At 73.9% G+C, this 18,936-nt stretch carries 21 protein-coding genes and 1 riboswitch; of the genes, 12 read left to right on the top strand and 9 right to left on the bottom strand.

Going from position 1 to position 18,936, the window contains the following annotated elements; genetic code table 11:
- Positions 1–40 precede the first annotated feature (40 nt).
- Positions 41–178, bottom strand: a riboswitch (cobalamin riboswitch).
- Positions 179–520: 342 nt separating this feature from the next.
- Positions 521–745, bottom strand: a complete 225-nt coding sequence (locus tag ACIQMV_RS35170; RefSeq protein WP_402597200.1) for a hypothetical protein — start codon at positions 743–745, stop codon at positions 521–523.
- 33 nt (positions 746–778) lie between these two features.
- Positions 779–2,041 (bottom strand): anion permease, encoded by a 1,263-nt coding sequence (locus ACIQMV_RS35165; protein WP_402597199.1) that lies wholly within the window; start codon positions 2,039–2,041, stop codon positions 779–781.
- Between the two features lie 154 nt (positions 2,042–2,195).
- Between ACIQMV_RS35165 and ACIQMV_RS35160 the strand changes: the two genes are divergently transcribed.
- From ACIQMV_RS35160 to ACIQMV_RS35150, 3 genes are all read left to right on the top strand, one after another.
- Positions 2,196–2,909: a class II aldolase/adducin family protein gene (locus tag ACIQMV_RS35160; protein WP_402597198.1), complete on the top strand. Its 714-nt coding sequence runs from the start codon at positions 2,196–2,198 to the stop codon at positions 2,907–2,909.
- Between the two features lie 309 nt (positions 2,910–3,218).
- Positions 3,219–4,346, top strand: a complete 1,128-nt coding sequence (locus tag ACIQMV_RS35155) for an alpha/beta hydrolase (protein WP_141362194.1) — start codon at positions 3,219–3,221, stop codon at positions 4,344–4,346.
- A gap of 342 nt (positions 4,347–4,688) precedes the next feature.
- Positions 4,689–6,086 carry a hypothetical protein gene (locus ACIQMV_RS35150; protein ID WP_402597197.1) on the top strand — a complete coding sequence of 466 codons (1,398 nt, stop codon included), beginning with the start codon at positions 4,689–4,691 and terminating at the stop codon, positions 6,084–6,086.
- Positions 6,087–6,107: 21 nt separating this feature from the next.
- Here ACIQMV_RS35150 and ACIQMV_RS35145 read toward each other — a convergent pair whose 3' ends face one another.
- Positions 6,108–6,521 (bottom strand): VOC family protein, encoded by a 414-nt coding sequence (locus ACIQMV_RS35145; RefSeq protein ID WP_402597196.1) that lies wholly within the window; start codon positions 6,519–6,521, stop codon positions 6,108–6,110.
- Between the two features lie 239 nt (positions 6,522–6,760).
- Between ACIQMV_RS35145 and ACIQMV_RS35140 the strand changes: the two genes are divergently transcribed.
- The 8 genes from ACIQMV_RS35140 to amaP all read left to right on the top strand — a co-directional run bounded on the left by ACIQMV_RS35140 (position 6,761) and on the right by amaP (position 12,333).
- On the top strand, positions 6,761–8,359 hold the full coding sequence (locus tag ACIQMV_RS35140) for an ABC-F family ATP-binding cassette domain-containing protein (protein WP_402597195.1): 1,599 nt from the start codon (positions 6,761–6,763) through the stop codon (positions 8,357–8,359).
- 335 nt (positions 8,360–8,694) lie between these two features.
- A complete protein-coding gene (locus tag ACIQMV_RS35135; RefSeq protein ID WP_018567695.1) occupies positions 8,695–8,916 on the top strand; it encodes a helix-turn-helix domain-containing protein in 222 nt (73 codons plus the stop codon).
- Between the two features lie 130 nt (positions 8,917–9,046).
- The gene (locus tag ACIQMV_RS35130) at positions 9,047–9,850 is read left to right on the top strand and encodes an enoyl-CoA hydratase/isomerase family protein (RefSeq protein ID WP_402597194.1); all 804 of its coding nucleotides are present in this window, start codon (positions 9,047–9,049) and stop codon (positions 9,848–9,850) included.
- Between the two features lie 78 nt (positions 9,851–9,928).
- Complete coding sequence (locus ACIQMV_RS35125) at positions 9,929–10,420, top strand: Asp23/Gls24 family envelope stress response protein (protein WP_141362202.1); 492 nt, start codon at positions 9,929–9,931, stop codon at positions 10,418–10,420.
- Between the two features lie 88 nt (positions 10,421–10,508).
- Complete coding sequence (locus ACIQMV_RS35120) at positions 10,509–10,694, top strand: hypothetical protein (RefSeq protein WP_141362204.1); 186 nt, start codon at positions 10,509–10,511, stop codon at positions 10,692–10,694.
- 48 nt (positions 10,695–10,742) lie between these two features.
- Positions 10,743–11,075: a hypothetical protein gene (locus ACIQMV_RS35115; protein ID WP_402597220.1), complete on the top strand. Its 333-nt coding sequence runs from the start codon at positions 10,743–10,745 to the stop codon at positions 11,073–11,075.
- Positions 11,072–11,761 (top strand): DUF6286 domain-containing protein, encoded by a 690-nt coding sequence (locus ACIQMV_RS35110; RefSeq protein ID WP_402597193.1) that lies wholly within the window; start codon positions 11,072–11,074, stop codon positions 11,759–11,761. The genes ACIQMV_RS35115 and ACIQMV_RS35110 overlap by 4 nt, the downstream gene beginning before the upstream one ends.
- Positions 11,755–12,333 carry an alkaline shock response membrane anchor protein AmaP gene (gene amaP, locus ACIQMV_RS35105; RefSeq protein ID WP_141362208.1) on the top strand — a complete coding sequence of 193 codons (579 nt, stop codon included), beginning with the start codon at positions 11,755–11,757 and terminating at the stop codon, positions 12,331–12,333. The genes ACIQMV_RS35110 and amaP overlap by 7 nt, the downstream gene beginning before the upstream one ends.
- Positions 12,334–12,369: 36 nt before the next feature.
- On the opposite strand, the gene ACIQMV_RS35100 is transcribed toward amaP, so the two are convergent.
- The 4 genes from ACIQMV_RS35100 to ACIQMV_RS35085 form a co-directional block, all read right to left on the bottom strand.
- Positions 12,370–13,125 carry an SDR family oxidoreductase gene (locus tag ACIQMV_RS35100; RefSeq protein WP_401773847.1) on the bottom strand — a complete coding sequence of 252 codons (756 nt, stop codon included), beginning with the start codon at positions 13,123–13,125 and terminating at the stop codon, positions 12,370–12,372.
- Positions 13,126–13,183: 58 nt separating this feature from the next.
- Complete coding sequence (locus tag ACIQMV_RS35095; RefSeq protein WP_402597192.1) at positions 13,184–13,975, bottom strand: SURF1 family protein; 792 nt, start codon at positions 13,973–13,975, stop codon at positions 13,184–13,186.
- Between the two features lie 49 nt (positions 13,976–14,024).
- A complete protein-coding gene (locus ACIQMV_RS35090) occupies positions 14,025–14,258 on the bottom strand; it encodes a hypothetical protein (protein ID WP_141362214.1) in 234 nt (77 codons plus the stop codon).
- A gap of 78 nt (positions 14,259–14,336) precedes the next feature.
- Positions 14,337–15,323 carry a DEDDh family exonuclease gene (locus tag ACIQMV_RS35085; RefSeq protein WP_402597191.1) on the bottom strand — a complete coding sequence of 329 codons (987 nt, stop codon included), beginning with the start codon at positions 15,321–15,323 and terminating at the stop codon, positions 14,337–14,339.
- 153 nt (positions 15,324–15,476) lie between these two features.
- Here ACIQMV_RS35085 and ACIQMV_RS35080 point away from each other — a divergent pair, with 153 nt between their 5' ends.
- Positions 15,477–16,187 (top strand): VIT family protein, encoded by a 711-nt coding sequence (locus ACIQMV_RS35080; RefSeq protein WP_401773838.1) that lies wholly within the window; start codon positions 15,477–15,479, stop codon positions 16,185–16,187.
- A 34-nt stretch (positions 16,188–16,221) separates the two neighbouring features.
- Here ACIQMV_RS35080 and ACIQMV_RS35075 read toward each other — a convergent pair whose 3' ends face one another.
- Together ACIQMV_RS35075 and ACIQMV_RS35070 are read right to left on the bottom strand one after the other, a co-directional pair.
- Positions 16,222–17,229 carry a CopD family protein gene (locus ACIQMV_RS35075; protein ID WP_402597190.1) on the bottom strand — a complete coding sequence of 336 codons (1,008 nt, stop codon included), beginning with the start codon at positions 17,227–17,229 and terminating at the stop codon, positions 16,222–16,224.
- A gap of 320 nt (positions 17,230–17,549) precedes the next feature.
- Entirely contained in the window at positions 17,550–18,929 is a 1,380-nt protein-coding gene (locus tag ACIQMV_RS35070; protein ID WP_402597189.1) for a CoA transferase, read from the bottom strand.
- Positions 18,930–18,936 lie beyond the last annotated feature (7 nt).

Raw genomic sequence — 18,936 nt, 5'->3', positions numbered from 1 at the left:
CGCATGGCGATATGTGTCCTCACTCAGGGTGTCCACGCCCTGGTTCGACGAGACCGGCGGCGAGAGTTCCTGGCTCCCGGGGAAGTTCTTCCCCGGTCACAGTGGCGGGACCGCGCCGGATTCGCACCGGACTTCCTCTCCTGCCGCCGTACTTGGCTCCGGCAGTCCACCACGCACCGCGAACACCCGTCAACCTGCCGTTGACCTGCGCAGGGGTACTGAGATGAGGCCCACACCGCGGGCGCCGGGAACCAGAAGACCCGCCCTTCCCGGGCCGTCGTGGGGACGGTCCGCGAAGGGCGGGTGACGTGAGGGGCGGGACCCGGTTGTCCGGGTCCCGCGCCGGGCTGGGCCAGGGCTAGGGTCTTTCGTTTGGATCAGGCCGGATCAGGGAGCGGGGTCTGGTGCCATGCATCGCAAGGCGGAGGAGGGCGGCAGGGCGGAGCCCTGCCAACCGACGACAACGCGGCGAGGCGCGGCACCAGGGCCCGCGAGCCCGGCATGATCCAAACGAGAGGCCCTAGGCCACGATCAGGTAGATCCCGTAGGCCACGGCGGCGGCGCACGCGGCGAAGCAGGCGTAGGCGCCGGTGACCGCGAGGCTTCCGCCGCCGTGGCCCTCGGCGACGGCCCGCTCGCGGCGGGAGAGACCGGCGATGCCGAGGGTGAACAGGGCCACGAGGCCCACCGCGACGCCGAGGCTGACGCCGAAGACGGAGCCGAGGGCCACCCAGTCGATCTTCATGGTGTTTCTCTTCCTTCTGCCTGTGGCGCGGGCTCAGACGGCGGCGGCCGGCGGGGTCGCCACGGACGCGGGATCACCGACGGGCGCGGAGGCCTGGGCGGGGATCGTGGCCGTGAGCTGCTCGGTCACCGGGGAGGCCGGGGGCGGGGTGACGGCGGCGATGGCCTGGGTGACCACGCCGGCCGGCTCCTCGGTCTCGTTGACGTTGGTGTGGTCGACGACCTCGCGGCGGGAGATCTTCCAGATCACGGCGCTGGAGGCCACCAGGAACGCGGCGACGAGCCAGGTGCCCCAGTGGCCGAGGCGCGTCACCGCCTCCGCGCCGGCCGCGACCAGGGCCGCGGCGGGCAGCGTGAGGGCCCAGGCGACGGCCATGCGGGTCGCGGTGGACCAGCGGACCACGCCGCCCTTGCGGCCCAGGCCCGCGCCCATCACCGAACCGGAGACGACGTGCGTGGTGGAGAGGGAGAAGCCGAGGTGGGAGGAGGCCAGGATGGCGGTGGCCGCGCTGGTCTGGGCGGCGAAGCCCTGCTGCGGCTGAAGGTCGGTCAGGCCCTTGCCCATGGTGCGGATGATGCGCCAGCCGCCGATGTAGGTGCCGAGCGCGATGGCCAGGCCCGCCGAGAGGATGACCCAGGTGGGAGGGTTGGAACCGGGGGCGAGGGCGCCGCCGGCGATCAGGGCGAGGGTGATGACGCCCATCGTCTTCTGCGCGTCGTTGGTGCCGTGGGCCAGCGAGACCAGGCCCGCGGAGGCGATCTGCCCGGCGCGGTGGCCCTTCTCGGCCGCCTTGCCGTGCGAGTTCGACCTGCTGCCGATGCCGTACGACAGACGGGTCGAGACCAGCGCGGCGAGACCCGCGACGACCGGGGCGGCGACCGCCGGGATGAGGACCTTGGTGAGCAGGACACCGCCGTGCACGGCGCTGAAGCCGGCCGAGGCGATGGTGGCGCCGATCAGACCGCCCATGAGGGCGTGCGAGGAACTGGAGGGGAGTCCGACCAGCCAGGTCAGCAGGTTCCAGAGGATCGCGCCCACCAGGGCGGCGAAGATGACTTCGGGACGGATGCCGTTCTCGTCGACGAGACCCTTGGAGATCGTGTTGGCGACCTCCACGGACAGGAAGGCGCCCACCAGGTTCAGCACGGCGGACATGGCCACCGCGACCTTGGGCTTGAGTGCACCGGTGGAGATGGTTGTGGCCATCGCGTTTGCGGTGTCGTGGAAACCGTTCGTGAAATCGAACGCGAGTGCGGTGATCACCACCATCGCGAGGATCAGCGAGAAGCTTTCCATTTACCCAGGCAATCGTTCGAGCGTCATTGGCGCGTTGAACGTAGGTAACCCGGGTGAACGGAAGATGAACTGAGTCGGTCATCGCGGTGTCCGTTCCCGTGGTCCGATGGGGAGAGAGCGATCGCTCGCGGAGGTGTCCTGGCAGGATCGGCGCATGACCGAACTCGGAGAGACGGCCCGCGCCTGGCGGGCGCTGGTCGCGACGGCCCGCCGCACAGTGTCCGACGGACTGGTCGTCGGCACCTCCGGCAACGTGTCCGTACGCGTGGGCGACACCGTGCTGGTCACCCCCTCGGGCGTCCCCTACGACCGGCTCACGGACGACGACGTCACCGGCGTCGGCCTGGACGGCCGGCAGGTGCTCGGCACACTGGTGCCGACCAGCGAACTGCCCATGCATCTCGCGGTCTACCGCAGCACCGAAGCGGGCGCCGTCGTCCACACCCACGCCGTGCACGCGACGGCCGTCTCGACCCTCGTCACCGAGCTCCCGCTGATCCACTACATGGCCGGCGCGCTCGGCGGGCCCGTCCGCGTGGCCCCGTACGCCACGTACGGCACCGAGGAGCTGGCCGGGAACATGCTGCGTGCCCTCGACGGCCGCACCGGCTGCCTGCTGCGCAACCACGGCACCGTCACTTACGGCACCACCCTCGACCAGGCCTACGACCGTACGGCCCAGCTGGAGTGGATGTGCCGTGTGTGGCTGGCGGCGTCCAGCGTCCCCGGCCTGACACCGGCTCTGCTGACGCCGGAGCAACTGGCCCGGGCGGGGGAGCGGCTGCGGGCGTACGGACAGCCTGGGCAGGGGCAGGGGCAGGGGCAGGGGCAGGGGCAGGGGCAGGGGCAGGGGCAGGGGCAGGGGTAGCGGTCGGGGCCGGGGCGGGAGCCGGGGCAGGGGTAGCGGTCGGGGCCGGGACAGGGGCGGGAGCCGGGGCCGGGGCAGCGGTCGGGGCCGGGGCCGGGGCCGGGGCGGGAGCCGGGGGAGGGACAGGGACGGGAGCCGGGTCAGGGAGTCGGGAACGGCGCGGGACGGTAGCCCCGTCTGCGGGCGGCGCCGGACCCGTGTGCGGGCGCCGCCGGAATGAACGCCGCTCTCCATGGAACTCGCGCGGACATGTCATCCCGACCCTTCGTCCCACTGGCCGGTGACCGGGTGCGCCAGGACACTGGAGCCGTGCCCACAGTCAAAGCGACGGCCGTGGCCGTCACCGCAGCCCTGGCGGCCGGCGCGGCGAGCGTCGCCGCTGGCCGGCTCGCCAGTGACGCCGCGCTCAAGGCGCTTCCGGGCCGGCCCCTGCCCACCGAACCCCGGCTCAGCGTGCACGGCACGGCCGCCGGCCAGATCAGCCTCACCCGGGACCTGGCCTCCCTGCGCCCGGGCACCTACGGCCTGGCCGGCGACGGCTCCCACGCGGTGGTCGGCCCCGTCCTGCCCACCGCCCCGCACCGGCCCGACACCGTCGTACGCCGGCTGGAGCGCGTCACCCACGGCGCCCTGAACCGCGGCGACAAGGTGTGGCTCACCCCGAACCTGCACGTCGGCGACCCGCGCTCCGCCCTCGGCATCGAGCACGCCGACGTCGACATACCGGGCGAACTGGGCCCCCTGCCCGCGTGGTTCGTGCCCGGAGTGCGCGAGGCCTGGGTGATCGCGGTGCACGGCCTGGGCGCCACCCGCGAACTCCCCATGAACATCATGGGGTTCCTGCACCGCCGGCACTTCCCGGTGCTGGCCCTCGCCTACCGCGGCGACCTCGGCGCGCCCCGTCCGCCGGACGGCCTGAACCACCTCGGCGAGACCGAGTGGCGGGACCTGGACGCGGCGATCCGCTACGCCGTGCGGTACGGCGCCGAGCGGATCGTTCTGCACGGCTGGTCCACCGGCGCCACGATGGCGCTGCGCGCCGCCACCCGCTCGGCGGTGCGCGAGCGGATCTCCGGACTGGTGCTGGACTCCCCGGTCCTCAACTGGGAGGTGACGCTGCGGGCTCTGGCCCGGGCGCGGCATACCCCGGGCCCGCTGCTGCCGCTCGCGGTGCGCGCCGCGCAGGGGCGCACCGGTCTGTACGGCGACCGCCCGGCCGACGCGACGGACCCGGAGGGACTCACGGTACCGACGCTGATCTTCCACGGCCCGGGCGACCAGGTGGCCCCCTGGCAGCTCTCCCGCCGCCTCGCCGAACGCCGTCCCAACCTGGTCGCGCTGCACACGGTGCCGAACGCTCCGCACGGGGCGATGTGGAACGCCGACCCCGAAGGGTACGAGGAAGCCCTGCGGCGCTTCCTGACGCCGTTGATGTGAGGCGGGGCCCGGTTCCGTTTCGTCCCGTGCCACCTGCCTCGGGGCCGGCGTGCGGGCGGGGCTTCGGACCCCTTTCGGAACCGGCCGAAATGGTGCCCTGCCGGAGCCCTCTTTACCCTCCCTTGGTCTTCTCCATCGCCTGCCGTGACATTCCGTTTGGGTTTTCGGACCGTCAACCGGAAGACTGCACCCGTGACGTCCCGTATCCCGCGCGACTCCAGGCTTCGCATCGTCCGCCCACGACCCCTGGCCGCCGCCCCCACAGCCGTGAACCAGCGGCACACGCGCCGCCCCGCCCCGCGCCCCCCGGAGGGCACTCCGGCACCCGCGGAGCTGGCCAGAATGGCGCGCTCCCGTCTGGCCGGGGCGGCCCGCCTCGCCCGCTGGGCGGACGCCGCCCTCGGGCCCGGCCGCGGGGGGCCGACCACCGACGACAAGGCCACCCTCTCCGACGCGACCGCCGAACGGGCGGCCGACGATCTGGGCCTGACCGCCGCTCAGGTCCGTGCCGACTGGGACACCGCCCGGCTCGCCGGCCTCATCGAGGTGCACGGCGACAACGCCCGGCCCGGCTGGCGGCTGCGCGCCTGGAACCGCGACGACAGCGCCGTCCTGCGCGGCTGGGTGGCCCTCTTCGACGCCTGGTCGCTCGCCTGCCCGGAACCCGAGGGCCACGAGGCGGCCGCCGTCGCCGAGGTCGTCTCGGCCATGCCGCAGGTCCTGTCCTTCCTCCAGCTCTCCGCCGGACCCGTCCCCGTCGAGCAGCTCCTCGACCTCCTCCGCCAGCGCGTCACGGAACTGCGCACCGACCGCTGCGAGGTCCCCTACGACCCCGCCGCCGGTCCGGCAGCCCCGGCCGAGGACGGCCACCCGACCGCTGGCACCACGACCGCCGCCGCCCTCGGCCGGGAGACCGCCCTCCGGCCGGCCCCTGCCACCCGGGCCACGGTCTCCGACCCCGACAGTGCGGCGATCACGGCGCCGGAAGGCCCACTGGCCGATGCCCTCGGTGAACGCACCTCGCTCGCGCCGCTCCTCGGCTGGGCCCTCCGGGCTCTCGCCGCGGTGGGGGCGCTGACCGACGGGGACGGGCAGGCCACACTCACCCCGCTCGGGAACTGGGCGGTGTGGGTGAAGCTGGAGCAGATCTGCGTGGCCGCGCAGAGCCCCGCCGGGAACATCGAGCAGTCGGCCGAGGACATGCTCCGCGGCTGCGCGCAACTGCGGCCCAACGCGGCCCGCGCCGAGTACCGCGCCTGGCTCGCCGCCCGCCCCGTCGGCAGCGCCGTCACCGAGCTGCTCGGCGCCGCCCGCGGGGAGGACGCCCTGCTGCGCGGACTCGCCTTCGAGGCGCTGCGGGTCGTCGGCGCGCCCGCCGAGCCCGACGTGCACGCCGTGCTCGACGAGCCGGCGCTCAGGCCGTACGCCCTGCTGTGGCTCGCCGAGCACGACGGCGTCGACGCGGAGGACGCCCACGAGGTGCTCACCCGCGACGAGGCCACATGGCTGTGGGTCGACACCGCCGCCGCCGTCACCGACCACGGCGAGGCCTCGATGCTCGTACGGCATCTGGAGGCCGCGGTGCAGCCCACCGTCCCGATGCTGCTCGACGAGGTGCGCACCGTGGGCCACCCCCGCACCGTGCAGGTGCTGGTCGCGCTCGCCGCCGCGCACCCCGACCCGGCGCTGGCCAAGGCCGTCCGCCGGGCGGCCTTCCAGGTGCACACCGGAGGCAGCTGACCCCCGGGACCGCGGGGCCGGTCAGCCCTCGACGCGGGGGGCGTAGGTGCCGAAGCTCCAGATGTTGCCCTCGGCGTCCCGGGCCATGTAGTCCCGGGAGCCGTAGTCCTGGTCGGTCGGGGGCATCAGGATCTCCGCGCCGTGGTCCGCCGCACGCCGGTGGTGGGCGTCCACGTCGTCCACCACGACGTACACCCCCGTGGGCCCCGCGCCGCGCATCGCCTCGTCGAAGCGGCCGCCGCGGCCCTTCGAGCCCAGCATCACCGCGCCGTTGCCCTGCACCAGCTCGGCGTGGTGCACGAGGCCGTCCTCGCCCTCGTACACCGCCAGTTCCGTGAAGCCGAAGGCCTCCGTCAGCTGCTTGACGGCCGCCTTGGCGTCCGCGTACAGCAGCGTCGGGTAGATGCTCGGGCGTTCGCCGGCCGTGTCCGCCATGCCGATCACTTCCCTGTGAGTCGGTTCGCACCGAGGTGTCCGGTGCGCCGCCCAGTCTGGCACCGGCCACTGACAGCGCCCCGGCGCAAACACCCGGAAAAGCGCTTGCCCGCCCCCGTTAGACTGTCCCCCATGGCCATTCTCCTCGTGCATTAGACGGCGGGTACGTCCTCAGCCGCCCACCCGCCACCCTTCCCCCCAGCTCTTCGAGCAGGGGTCCCCAGCCCTGGAGTCTGTCCGTGATCTCCGCTTCCGGCATCGAGCTGCGCGCCGGTGCCCGCGTCCTCATCGAGTCCGCCACCTTCCGCGTCGCCAAGGGCGACCGCATCGGACTGGTCGGCCGCAACGGCGCCGGCAAGACCACCCTCACCAAGGTCCTGGCCGGCGAGGGCATCCCCGCCGGCGGCACCGTCACCCGGTCCGGTGAGGTCGGCTACCTCCCGCAGGACCCGCGCACCGGCGACCTCGACGTACTCGCCCGCGACCGCGTCCTCTCCGCGCGCGGCCTGGACGTGCTGATCCGCAGGATGCGCGAGAACGAGCAGCGCATCGCCATCGGCAAGGGCTCCACCCGTGAGAAGGCGCTCAAGCAGTACGAGCGCCAGGAGACCGAGTTCCTCACCAAGGGCGGGTACGCCGCCGAGGCCGAGGCCGCCACCATCGCCGCCGCGCTCAACCTGCCCGACCGGGTGCTCGGCCAGCCCCTGCACACCCTCTCCGGCGGTCAGCGCCGCCGCATCGAGCTGGCCCGGATCCTGTTCTCCGACGCCGACACCCTGCTCCTCGACGAGCCCACCAACCACCTCGACGCCGACTCGATCATCTGGCTGCGCGACTACCTGAAGACCTACCGCGGCGGCTTCATCGTCATCTCCCACGACGTCGACCTGGTCGAGACGGTCGTCAACAAGGTGTTCTACCTGGACGCCAACCGCGCCCAGATCGACGTCTACAACATGGGCTGGAAGCTCTACCAGCAGCAGCGCGAGGCCGACGAGAAGCGCCGCAAGCGCGAGCGGGCCAACGCCGAGAAGAAGGCCGCCGCGCTCAACGCGCAGGCCGACAAGATGCGCGCCAAGGCCACCAAGACGGTCGCCGCGCAGAACATGGCCCGCCGCGCGGACAAGCTGCTCAGCGGCCTGGAAGCGGTCCGCCAGTCCGACAAGGTCGCCAAGCTCCGCTTCCCGGAGCCGGCGCCCTGCGGCAAGACGCCGCTGACCGCCGAGGGCCTGTCGAAGTCGTACGGCTCCCTGGAGATCTTCACCGACGTCGACCTGGCCATCGACAAGGGCTCCCGAGTCGTCATCCTCGGCCTGAACGGCGCGGGCAAGACGACACTGCTGCGCCTGCTGGGCGGGGTGGAGACACCCGACACCGGCCGGGTCGTCGAGGGCCACGGCCTCAAGCTCGGCTACTACGCCCAGGAGCACGAGACCCTGGACCCGGACCGCACGGTGCTGGAGAACATGCGCTCGGCCGCTCCCGACATGGACCTGGTCGAGGTCCGCAAGGTGCTGGGCTCGTTCCTGTTCTCCGGCGAGGACGTCGACAAGCCGGCCGGGGTCCTCTCGGGCGGCGAGAAGACCCGCCTGGCGCTGGCGACCCTGGTCGTCTCCTCCGCCAACGTCCTGCTGCTCGACGAGCCCACCAACAACCTCGACCCGGCCAGCCGTGAGGAGATCCTCGGCGCGCTGCGCACCTACAAGGGCGCCGTCGTCCTCGTCACGCACGACGAGGGCGCGGTCGAGGCGCTGCAACCGGAGCGGATCATCCTGCTGCCCGACGGTGTCGAGGACCTGTGGGGCGCGGACTACGCGGATCTCGTCGCCCTCGCTTGACCGAACAGCTGATCAACGGAGTATGGATCATTCGGCCCATCGGTGATCCATCATCTGCGTGAGATCTCCTCGTATCGAGGTGTGTCCTTCATCGATTTCGCGGCCGAGCCCTTATGTGCCAAGGGCTCGGCCGCAGTGCGTCGCTGACCAGGTACTTCGCGGAAGAACCCGATCAGCGGTACGGACGCCGAGGCGCGGAATCATGGATTCCGCTTGTGGGGATGTGCTCCTGTCGTCACGGGCGGGTCTCACGGACCTTGCCGAATGGGTGGCCATCGGGCCCCGGAGGGGTGATCATGAGGGGACCAGAGCGCACTTCCCATGAGGAGGCACGGGTGGCCGAGACTCTGAAGAAGGGCAGCCGGGTGACCGGCGCCGCGCGCGACAAGCTCGCGGCAGACCTGAAGAAGAAGTACGACGCCGGTGCGAGCATTCGGGCGTTGGCCGAGGAAACCGGCCGCTCGTATGGCTTCGTCCATCGGATGCTCAGCGAGTCCGGCGTCACGCTCCGTGGGCGTGGCGGGGCGACGCGGGGCAAGAAGGCCGCCTCGGCCTGAAACCGCGGGCGGCCCATCGGCTTTCGGCGGTGACCACCCGGTCGGTTCTCCGATCGGCCGGGTGGTTACTGTGCAGTCACTTATGATGCCCGCAGGGCATCCACGATGACCGCACCCGTCGGAGGCGCACATGGCTTCGCCCGAGCACGACCTCGATCCGGTACTCGACAAGGACGGCGTACGGCTCACCGTCGACGACGCGATCGCCACGGTGACGCTGACCAACCCGGCCAAGCGCAACGCGCAGAGCCCGGCTCTGTGGCGGGCGCTCACCGAGGCCGGTCGGCTGCTGCCGGGTTCCGTCCGCGTCGTGCTGCTGCGCGGCGAGGGCAAGTCCTTCTCCGCGGGGCTGGACCGGCAGGCGTTCACGCCCGAGGGCTTCGACGGCGAGCCGTCGTTCATCGACCTCGCGCGTGGCTCCGACGCCGAGCTGGACGCGACCATCGCCGAATACCAGGAGGCGTTCACCTGGTGGCGCCGCAACGACATCGTGTCCGTCGCGGCGGTCCAGGGGCACGCCATCGGGGCGGGCTTCCAGCTGGCGCTGGCCTGTGATCTGCGCGTCGTCGCGGACGACGTGCAGTTCGCCATGCGCGAGACCAGCCTCGGGCTGGTGCCTGACCTCACCGGCACGCATCCGCTGGTGGGACTGGTCGGCTACGCCCGCGCGCTGGAGATCTGCCTCACCGGCCGGTACGTGGGCGCCGCCGAGGCGGTGAACAGCGGGCTGGCGAACCTCGCCGTGCCCGCGGACCAGCTCGACGAGACGGTACGGGACCTGTCCGCGGCGCTCCTGGCCGCGCCCCGTGACGCCGTGGTCGAGACCAAGGCGCTGCTGCGCGGTGCCCGGGAACGGTCGTACGAGGAGCAGCGCGCCGCCGAGCGCGAGGCGCAGGCCCGGCGCCTGCGGGACCTGGCCGGCGCCGGCGACTGACGGCGCTCCGCATCGGGCGCGCGATCGTGCCGGTACGCCTACCGTGGTTCGGGACGGCGACCGAGAGGACGTACGGCGATGACCACGGAACAGGACCGGACGAGGACCCCCGAGGGCGAGCGGGAAGTACCGGAGACCACCGCGACCCGCAGGGCACAGGCCACCCGGCGCGGCCTGGGAGATCCCGCCACCCGGGGACGGACCACCATCGCCGACGGGGTCGTGGAGAAGATCGCCGGGATGGCCGCTCGCGACGTGGTCGGGGTGAGCGCCATGGGCAGCGGGTTCTCCCGGACCTTCGGGGCCGTCCGGGACCGCGTCCCGGGCGGTGCGAAGTCCGTGACCCGGGGTGTGAAGGCCGAGGTCGGCGAGGTGCAGACCGCACTCGACCTGGAGATCGTCGTCGACTACGGCGTGTCGATCACCGAGGTGGCGCGGGCGGTCCGGGAGAACGTGATCGCGTCGGTGGAGCGGATGACCGGTCTCGAGGTCGTCGAGGTCAACATCGCCGTCAGCGACGTACAGCTGCCGGAGGAAGAGGAGGAGGAGATCGAGCCCCGCATCCAGTGACGCACCGGCCACCACGCCGGCGAAGGACCGATGACGAGGGGCGACCGGAAGACGGCCCGGCGACGGCCGAGGAGTTGAGGAGCGCGCAATGAGCATGGCCGTGGCCGGCATGATCGCCGGTATGGCGCTGGGCTTCGCCGGGTACTTCGGCGGCTTCGGTGCCTTCCTGCTGGTGGCGGCCCTGGGCGCCGTCGGCTTCGTCGTCGGCCGGTTCCTGGAGGGGGACCTGGAACTCGGCGACTTTTTCCGCCCCCGTGACCACCGCCGGAGGTGACCCGCGGTGAGCGGTGGGAACGGCGAGCCGGGCGCCACCCCGGCCGACATGCCGCCCGGCGAGCGCGGCGCGACGACGATCGCCGACCGCGTCGTCGCCAAGATCGCCGCACGGGCGGCCCGCGAGGCGCTCGGCGACCTGCCGCCGGACGCCGCGCCACCGCACGCCACGGTGGTGGTGCGCCACGACGTCGCACGCGTCTGGATCGTCCTCGACCTCGCCTACCCGAGCGACATCGGCGCGTCCTGCCATGAGGTGCGTCGCCAAGTGGTCGAGCGGGTAGGCGCGTTGGTGGGAATGCAGGTGCCGGAGGTCGCGGTCCGCGTGGAGCGGCTGCATCTGGCACCCGCCTACGGCGCGGCACAGGGGAGGACGCGATGAGCGAGCCTCAGGGCTCCGACGGCACCACGCAGCGCCTGCCGGTCCTCGAGAAGGACGACACCCTCGGGCGGCCCGCCGCCCCGGACACCGACGGCTCTCCGCCCGTCCAGGAGGGCGCGGACGGCCGCGGCGGCCGTTTCTGGTCGGTGCGCCGGGTGCCCGCGGGCATCGTCGCGCTGCTGCTCCTGATCGTGGCGGGCGCCTTCCTGTACGACATCGCCGCCGTCCGCGCCGGCCGGCCCGGCCTGCGCTGGCGCCGGGAGCTGACCCGGCAACTGGCCGAGCGGCCGCTGGACGACACCTGGGTGCTCGTCGGCGCGAGTGTCGCCGCGGTCCTCGGCCTGTGGCTGATCGTGCTGGCCGCCACTCCGGGGCTGCGCCGCCTGCTGCCCATGCGGCGCACCCACCCCGACGTACGGGCCGGGCTGCACCGGGAGGCCGCGGCGCTGGTGCTGCGCGACCGGGCCATGGAGATCGCCGGTGTGCGGTCGGTGCGCGTACGGCTGCGCCGCCGCAGGGCCGACGTGCGCGTCGTCTCGCACTTCCGGGCGCTGGAGGAGGTGCGCGCCGACCTGGACAGCGTGCTCGCCGAGGCGGTCCGGGGGCTGGGCCTGACCCGGCCGCCCGCCCTGACGGTGCGCGTCGCGCGGCCCGGGCGGAAGGGGCAAGGGGTGAGGACGTGCTGAGGATCGTCAACCGGGTGCTGACCGGGCTCGCCGGGCTGGTGCTGCTGGTGGTGGGCGGTTCGGTGCTCGCCGTCGCGCTGGGCGTACGGCCGCCCTCCTGGTGGATCCACCGCGGCCGGCACGACGTCCTGCTGAGCACCGCCGAGCGGACACGGTGGCGGGAGGCCGGCTGGTGGTGGCCCGCCGTTCTCGCCGCCCTGGCGGTCCTGGTGCTGCTGGCTCTGTGGTGGCTGGTCGCGGTGGTGCGCCGGCGGCGGCTCGGGGAAGTGGTCGTCGACACCGGGGACGGCGAGGCGGCCCTGCTGCGGGGTCGGGCCCTGGAGGGCGTCCTGGCCGCGGACGCCGAGCAGCCGGACGGTGTCGCCCGAGCCCAGGTCCGTCTGACCGGCCGCCGCGGCGCCCCCAGGACCCATGTGCAGCTCCTCCTGGAACCCCACGTGGATCCGGGAGCGGCCCTGGACCACCTCACCGGCCAGGCCCTCGCCCACGCCCGGGACTCCGCCCGCCTCGCGGCGCTTCCGGCGGAGGTGCGGCTGAGGGCGGTCGGGCACCGTGCGGAACGGGTGAGCTGACCCGTCCGCGGCCCCGGCGTCCCGGCCGCGCCGCGCTCAGAACCCGTGCCGGGCCCCGCCGTCCACCGGCAGCATCACACCGGTGACGTAGGACGCCGCGGGCGACAGCAGGAAGGCCGCCGTCCGGCCGAACTCCTCCGGCCTCCCGTACCTGCGCAGCGGCACCCGCGACTCGGCGGCCGCCCGTGTCGCCCCCGGATCCGCGGACAGCGCGTCCAGCTCGCGCACGCGGTCCGTGTCGATGCGGCCCGGCAGCACACCCACGACCCGGATGCCCCGGGGTCCCAGCTCGTCGGCGAGGGACTTGGCGAACCCGGCCAGGCCGGGCCGCAGCCCGTTGGAGATGGTCAGCCCCGGAATCGGCTCGTACACGGACCCGGACAGCACGAACCCGACGACCCCGCCCGGCTCCAGCTCGGCCGCCGCCGCGCGGGCGAGCCGCACCGCGCCGAGGAACACCGACTCGAACGCGGCCTGCCACTGCTCGTCGGTGTTGTCGGCGACGAAGCCGGCCGGCGGCCCGCCGACGCTCACGAGCACGCCGTGGAAGCCGCCGAAGTGCTCCCGCGCCGTCGCGATCAGCCGCGCCGGCGCCTCGGCGTCCGCGTTGTCCATGGCCACCCCGACCGCGTTCGGCCCCAGCTCGGCCGCCGCCTCCGCGACCCGCTCGCCGTCCCGTCCGGTGATGACCACCTTCGCGCCGTCGGCGACGAGCTCGCGCGCGGTGGCGTTGCCCAGTCCGCGCGTGGCGCCGGTGACGACGTACACCCGGTCCTTCAGTCCAAGATCCATGGCCCCTATCCTGCCCGGTCGCCGCGGCGCGGGGCGAGGCCGGTGGGGACGTCCCGCGCTACACCGCCGCGGGTTCCGCCTCCGGCGTCGCTTCCTTCGCCGCCGCCTGCGCGCGCTCACGCGCCTCGCGGCGCAGCAGGACCACCCAGCCGACCGGGACGCCCGCCGTGAACAGCCACCACTGGATGGCGTACGCCAGGTGCGGGCCGATGTCGCCGTGCTCCGGATCGGGCAGCAGCTGGGGGCTGCCGCCCTGGGGCGCGGGCGAGGTCAGCTGGACGTAGCCGCCGAGGACCTGCTTCCCGAGCCGCTCGGCCTGCTGCGTGCTGCTGATCAGCATCACCTGGCGGTCGGGCAGGCCCTTGACGTCCTTGATGCCGCTCGCCGCGGTCGTCTCGTCGGGCATCAGCCGGCCGGTGACGGTGATCTCTCCGCGCGGGGGCGCCGGGATCGCCGGGAACGCCGTCTGCGAGGCGTCCGCGGGGACCCAGCCCCGGTTGACCAGGAGGATCCTGCCGTCCTCGAGGACGAAGGGGGTCAGCACGTGGTAGCCGACATCGCCGTCGTCGTTGGTGCGGCGGCGCACGACCTCCTCGTCCGCGGTGTCGAAGTGCCCCTTGGCGGTGACCCTGCGGTACAGGTCGGCGTGCTTCACGGTCGCGCCGGGTGAGGTCAGCGACTCGGCCGGCACCGGCTGCGCGGCCAGCGACTCGGCGATCACCTGGTTCAGCGCGACCTTGTGCTCATGGCGGTGCAACTGCCAGAAACCCAGCCGGATCATCGTCGGGATCAGCGCGATCGCGACGATGGTGAGGATCACCCACTGGCGAGTCAACAGGAAGCGGTACACCCCACGACGGTACCTCTGCGGCCGTGGGGTGTTTTCGGCAGGGGTGTCCTCAAACGCGGTCGACGATTCCGACCCTCCCCTCGGCGCGGGCGCAGTGCGCGCCGCAGTACCAGTGGCCCTCGACCTCGACGCCCTGGCCGATGATCTGGACACGACAGTGCTCGCAGATCGGTGCCATGCGGTGGATCGCGCAGGCGAAGCAGTCGAAGACGTGCACCGAGCCCTGGGCGTGCACCTCGAAGGTCATTCCGTAGTCATTGCCGCATACTTCACATCTCGCCATGCGCCACAGGGTGAGCCGTCGCCGCGGCGCGGGCGAGCGGACCGTGGGCGAGTCGCCCGGTAATCACCCGTACGCCCGTCAGCGGCTCTCCGCCGGTTCCACGTCCCTGAGCAACTGCCCGAACGCCGCCTCGTCCACCACCGGAGTGCCGTACTGCCGCGCCTTGACCACCTTCGACGTGCCCGAGTCCGCGTCGTTGGTCACCAGCAGGCTGGTCAGCCGGGACAGGCTGGTGGCCACGTGCAGCCCGGCCTCGGTGGCCCGGTCCTCCAGCAGTTCGCGGTCGGTGGAGGTGTCGCCGGAGAAGGCCACCCGCATGCCCTGCTTGAGGCGCTTGCCGTCCTCGTAGCGACCCGGGTTGGGGTACGGGCACACGGGCCGCTTGCGCGAGGGGCGCCAACTGCCCCCGCGATAGCCGCCGTTGCCGCCCGACTGCTGCCGGGGCACCGGCCGGTCCGACCACTCCGTCAGCGGCCGGCACTCCAGCAGCGGCAGCCGCATGCCGCCCGACGCCGCGGCCCGCAGGCTCGGCCGGAACGCCTCGGCCAGCACGCGCGCGTCGTCCAGCGCGTGGTGCGCCCGCTGCTGCACGACGCCGAAGTGCGCCGCCAGCGACTCCAGCTTGTGGTTGGGCAGGGGCAGGTCCAGCTCCTTGGCGAGCGCGATGGTGCACAGCCGCTGCCGCACCGGCGCCTCACGCTGCGCGCGCGCGTACTCCCGCGCGATCATCTGCCAGTCGAACACCGCGTTGTGCGCGACGAGCACCCGGTCCGCCAGCCGCACGGCGAACTCCTCGGCGATGTCCGCGAACAGCGGCGCGCCCTCCAGGGCGTCGCTCGTCAGTCCGTGGATCCACACCGGCCCCGGGTCCCGCTCGGGGTTGACCAGCGTGTACCAGTGGTCCTCGACCTCGCCGCGCGCGTCCAGCCGGTAGACCGCCGCGGAGATGATGCGGTCGTCCCGGGCCAGGCCGGTGGTCTCCACGTCAACGACCGCGTATCCCTTCGGATACGCGGCCGGCCACGGTGTGGGGGACAAGCCTGCGAACGTGCGGTCTTCGAGCATGGTCACTGAGGATACGGGCCACGACCGACAGCCTCGCCCACCGGTTGCCCCGCGGAGCCGGCGAACCGACTCCCGCGGGAACGGCGGTGTGCCTCACGGGACATCAGGAACCGCGCGGGGACACGAGGGACGAACCGTGCGATCCTCCGTCCTGTGACGGAACCAACGCATGACGAGCCGCACGGCGGCGCGCTCGGCTCGCGGCTCAACTGGCTGCGGGCGGCCGTCCTCGGCGCCAACGACGGCATCGTGTCCACCGCGGGACTCGTCGTCGGCGTGGCCGGTGCGACGGACTCCCGTTCGGCACTGCTGACCGCGGGACTGGCCGGTCTGCTCGCCGGGTCGATGTCGATGGCGGCGGGGGAGTACGTGTCGGTGTCGACGCAGCGGGACTCGGAGATGGCCGCGCTGGCGATGGAGAAACGGGAGCTGCGCGAGCAGCCCGAGGCGGAGCTGCGGGAGCTGACCGACCTGCTCCAGGCGCGCGGACTCTCGCGTGACGTGGCCAGGGAGGCGGCGGAACAGCTCACCGAGCGGGACGCGCTGCGCGCGCACGCCAGCGTGGAGCTCGGGATCAACCCGGACGAGCTGACCAACCCGTGGCACGCGGCCGGGGCGAGCTTCCTGGCGTTCACGGTGGGCGCGCTGCTCCCCCTGCTGGCGATCGTGCTCCCGCCGGCGGCCTGGCGGTTGGGCGTCACCGTGCTGTCCGTCCTGGCGGCCCTCGTCCTCACCGGCTGGAGCAGCGCCCGGCTGGGCGCGGCCAGGCCGGGCCGGGCGGTGCTGCGGAACGCGGCCGGCGGGGCGCTGGCCATGGCGGTGACCTATGCGGCGGGGAGCCTGCTGGGCGCGGTGGGGGTCTGACGCCCCCTTCGCGCACCGGGCCCGCCGGCTCCGCTCACCAGCGGATCGGCAGCGGCAGCGCCGTCAGCAGCCCCGACACCGCGACGACCGCGCCGAGGACGGCGACCTCGGCCCGCGCGGGGACGCAGGCGGTCAGCGGGTCGGGTGCCCGCCGCAGCCGGATCCGGGCCCACAGGGCGAGCAGGGCGACGCCGGCCACGAGGATCATCTTGGCGAGCAGGGTGCGGCCGTAGGCCGTCGCCGTCAGCTGGTGCAGCACCGTGTCCGCCGGCATCCGGCGCAACGTGCTGCACACACCCGTCGCGGTCACCCCGGCGAGCGCGGCGGCCGCCACGCGCGCGTAGCGGCCCAGCAGCGCGGCACCCGCCGCCGCCCCGCGCCACAGCCGCAGCGTGCGCAGCACGTGCAGCAGCCCGCCCGCCCACAGGGCGCCGCAGACCAGGTGCACGACGGTCAGCGCGGAGCCGACGAGCGGGGTGCTCTCGGTCCCGGGGTGCGCGCGCAGCGCCTCGGCCACGACCACCGCGGCGAGCGGCCACAGCTGCGTCGCCGGGCGCCGGGAGAGCGCGCACAGACCGGTGAGGAGGAAGGCGTTGACCTCCAGCAGGGCCAGCGCCCCGTCCCGGGTCCGGTAGAGGCCGCCGACGTCGATCTGGGCCGGGCTCTCCGGTACCAGGTTGCCGGTGGCCACCACGGAAGCGAGTCCCAGGGCGGCGAGGAAACCCGCGGCGGCCGCGTGGAGGGCCCAACTGCGCGGACGTTCGACCGGGGCCCTGGGCAGGCGGGCGGCCGGCCGGTTCACGAACAGCTCGCCGACGGGGACGCAGACCGCCGCGAACAGCAACGTCCGCAGCACCGCTATGCCGCCGGTGCCGGGGGCCGCCGCCTCTCCGGTGCCGTGCAGGGCGGCGGACGGACCCAGCAGGGGTATGAGTGCGGCGAGCGCCACCAGAACGAGGACGGCGACGGCCCGGGCCGTCGCACCGCGCCGCCCCGTCCCTCGCGCGTCCCCCGTCCCGGCGGCCGGTCGTATGAGCGTCACCCAAGGATCTTCGCCAGCCACCCCGAACGGGGCAAGCGCGCGAGGCCAAGTGGGGGAGCACGGTTCCGCCCGTACGGTCCTGGTGTCTCGGCACCCCCCGTCCCGGGCGACTCGCGGTGCCGCGCGCTGCCACGTGCCCTGTGCCCCCGGGGTGGCCCCGGACGCGGACCGGGCCGGACGCCGTCGTCGTCACCTCACCCGACGGCACCCCGCGCGGCACCCGACGGCACCCGCGCGGAGATCGCGGCCGACGCGCCCGCCGCCCGGTGTCCCGGTGTGCGGGGAGAAGCCGTCGGCCACCCGGCTGCCGGCCGTTTCGGTCAGGTCCAGTGGGGTGCGTCCGTGCCCCAGGGCCCCGGCGGACGGGACCAGCCGGACGGGGCGCCGGTGAAGGCGACGGGCGGGCGGGCGTGGAGCAGGCGGCCGATCGGGCTGGTCGTCTCGCCGAGCCAGGGGTCGGGGCTGTCGTACGCGGAGCCCCGCACGGCGTCCGTCGCGGGGACCGGTCCGACGCCGGTCCGCGTCAGCCAGGACGCCGTGCGCGCCAGGGCCAGCCGTACGACCCGGGTGCCGCCCTCCCGCGTCTGCTCGGTCAGGGCGCGCAGCACCGCCGCCGCCAGCAGATAGCCCGTGCCGTGGTCCAGGGCCTGCGCGGGCAGGGCACCCGGCTGCTCGGGCGACCCCTCGATCGCGGCGATGCCGGTGGCGACCTGTACGAGGCTGTCGAAGCCCCGGCGTCCGCCCCACGGCCCGTATCCGCCCCACGCCGACAGCTGTGCCACGACCAGGCCGGGCCGCCGCTCGGCCAGCGCCTCGGCGGAAAGCCCGAACCGGTCCAGGGCGCCGGGCCGGTACCCGGTGACCACGACGTCCGCCGCCGCGAGCAGCTCCTCGAAGGCGGCCCGGTCGGCCGCGAGGTCCAGCGCCGCCGACCGCTTCCCGAAACCGGTGTCCGCGTGCAGGCCGGCCTCTTCGGGACGGTCCGGCGCGTCCACGCGCAGCACATCGGCGCCCAGCAGGGCGAGTGTCCGGGTGGCGACGGGGCCCGCGAGCACCCGGGTCAGGTCGAGCACGCGCAGCCCGGCGGCGGGCAGCAGGGGAGCGCTCGGCACGGGCGCGAGCACGCGCGCGTGTGCCTCGTCCGGCCGCTCCCGCTCGACCAGCGGCCGGGCGGCCACCGCGGCACCCTGCTCGTGCGCGGCCCATTCCTCGGAAGTGCGCAGGGCGACGGCGAGGCCTCCGGCCGCGAACACGGCGTCCTCGACCTCGCGCGCGGACCGCTCGGCGAGTACGGACGCGACCCGGTCCACGTCCTCCGGCACGTCCAGCGCCCGGAGCAACCGCTCCCGGTGGTGCGGGTAGTTGGCGTGCGTGCGCACCCAGCCGTCCGCCGTCCGCCAGAACCGCGAGAGCGGCGCGAAGGAGACGGGCGCCTTCCCGTCCACCCGCAGACGCCGCTCGCTCGTGAAGGCGGTGGCCACGGCGCCGTCGTCCCCCCGAACCGCCGGCACCGTGGCGAGCCCCGCCCGCCGCGCTCCCAGTTCGGCGGCGGCCAGGGCGCAGGCACACACGCACGTGCGTGCCAGTTCCCGTACGGGAAGACGCGCCGGGAGCGCGCCTTCCCGTTGCACGGTGGTGACCCGCGACAGCAGGGCCGGATCGCCGCCCAGCGCGGACCACGCGTAGGTGATGTCAGTCATGACCGCA

The sequence above is a fragment of the Streptomyces sp. NPDC091412 genome (assembly GCF_044756885.1).
Taxonomy (GTDB): domain Bacteria; phylum Actinomycetota; class Actinomycetes; order Streptomycetales; family Streptomycetaceae; genus Streptomyces.
Note: the sequence above shows the minus strand (reverse complement) of the source record. Positions and strands in the feature narration are given on the sequence as shown.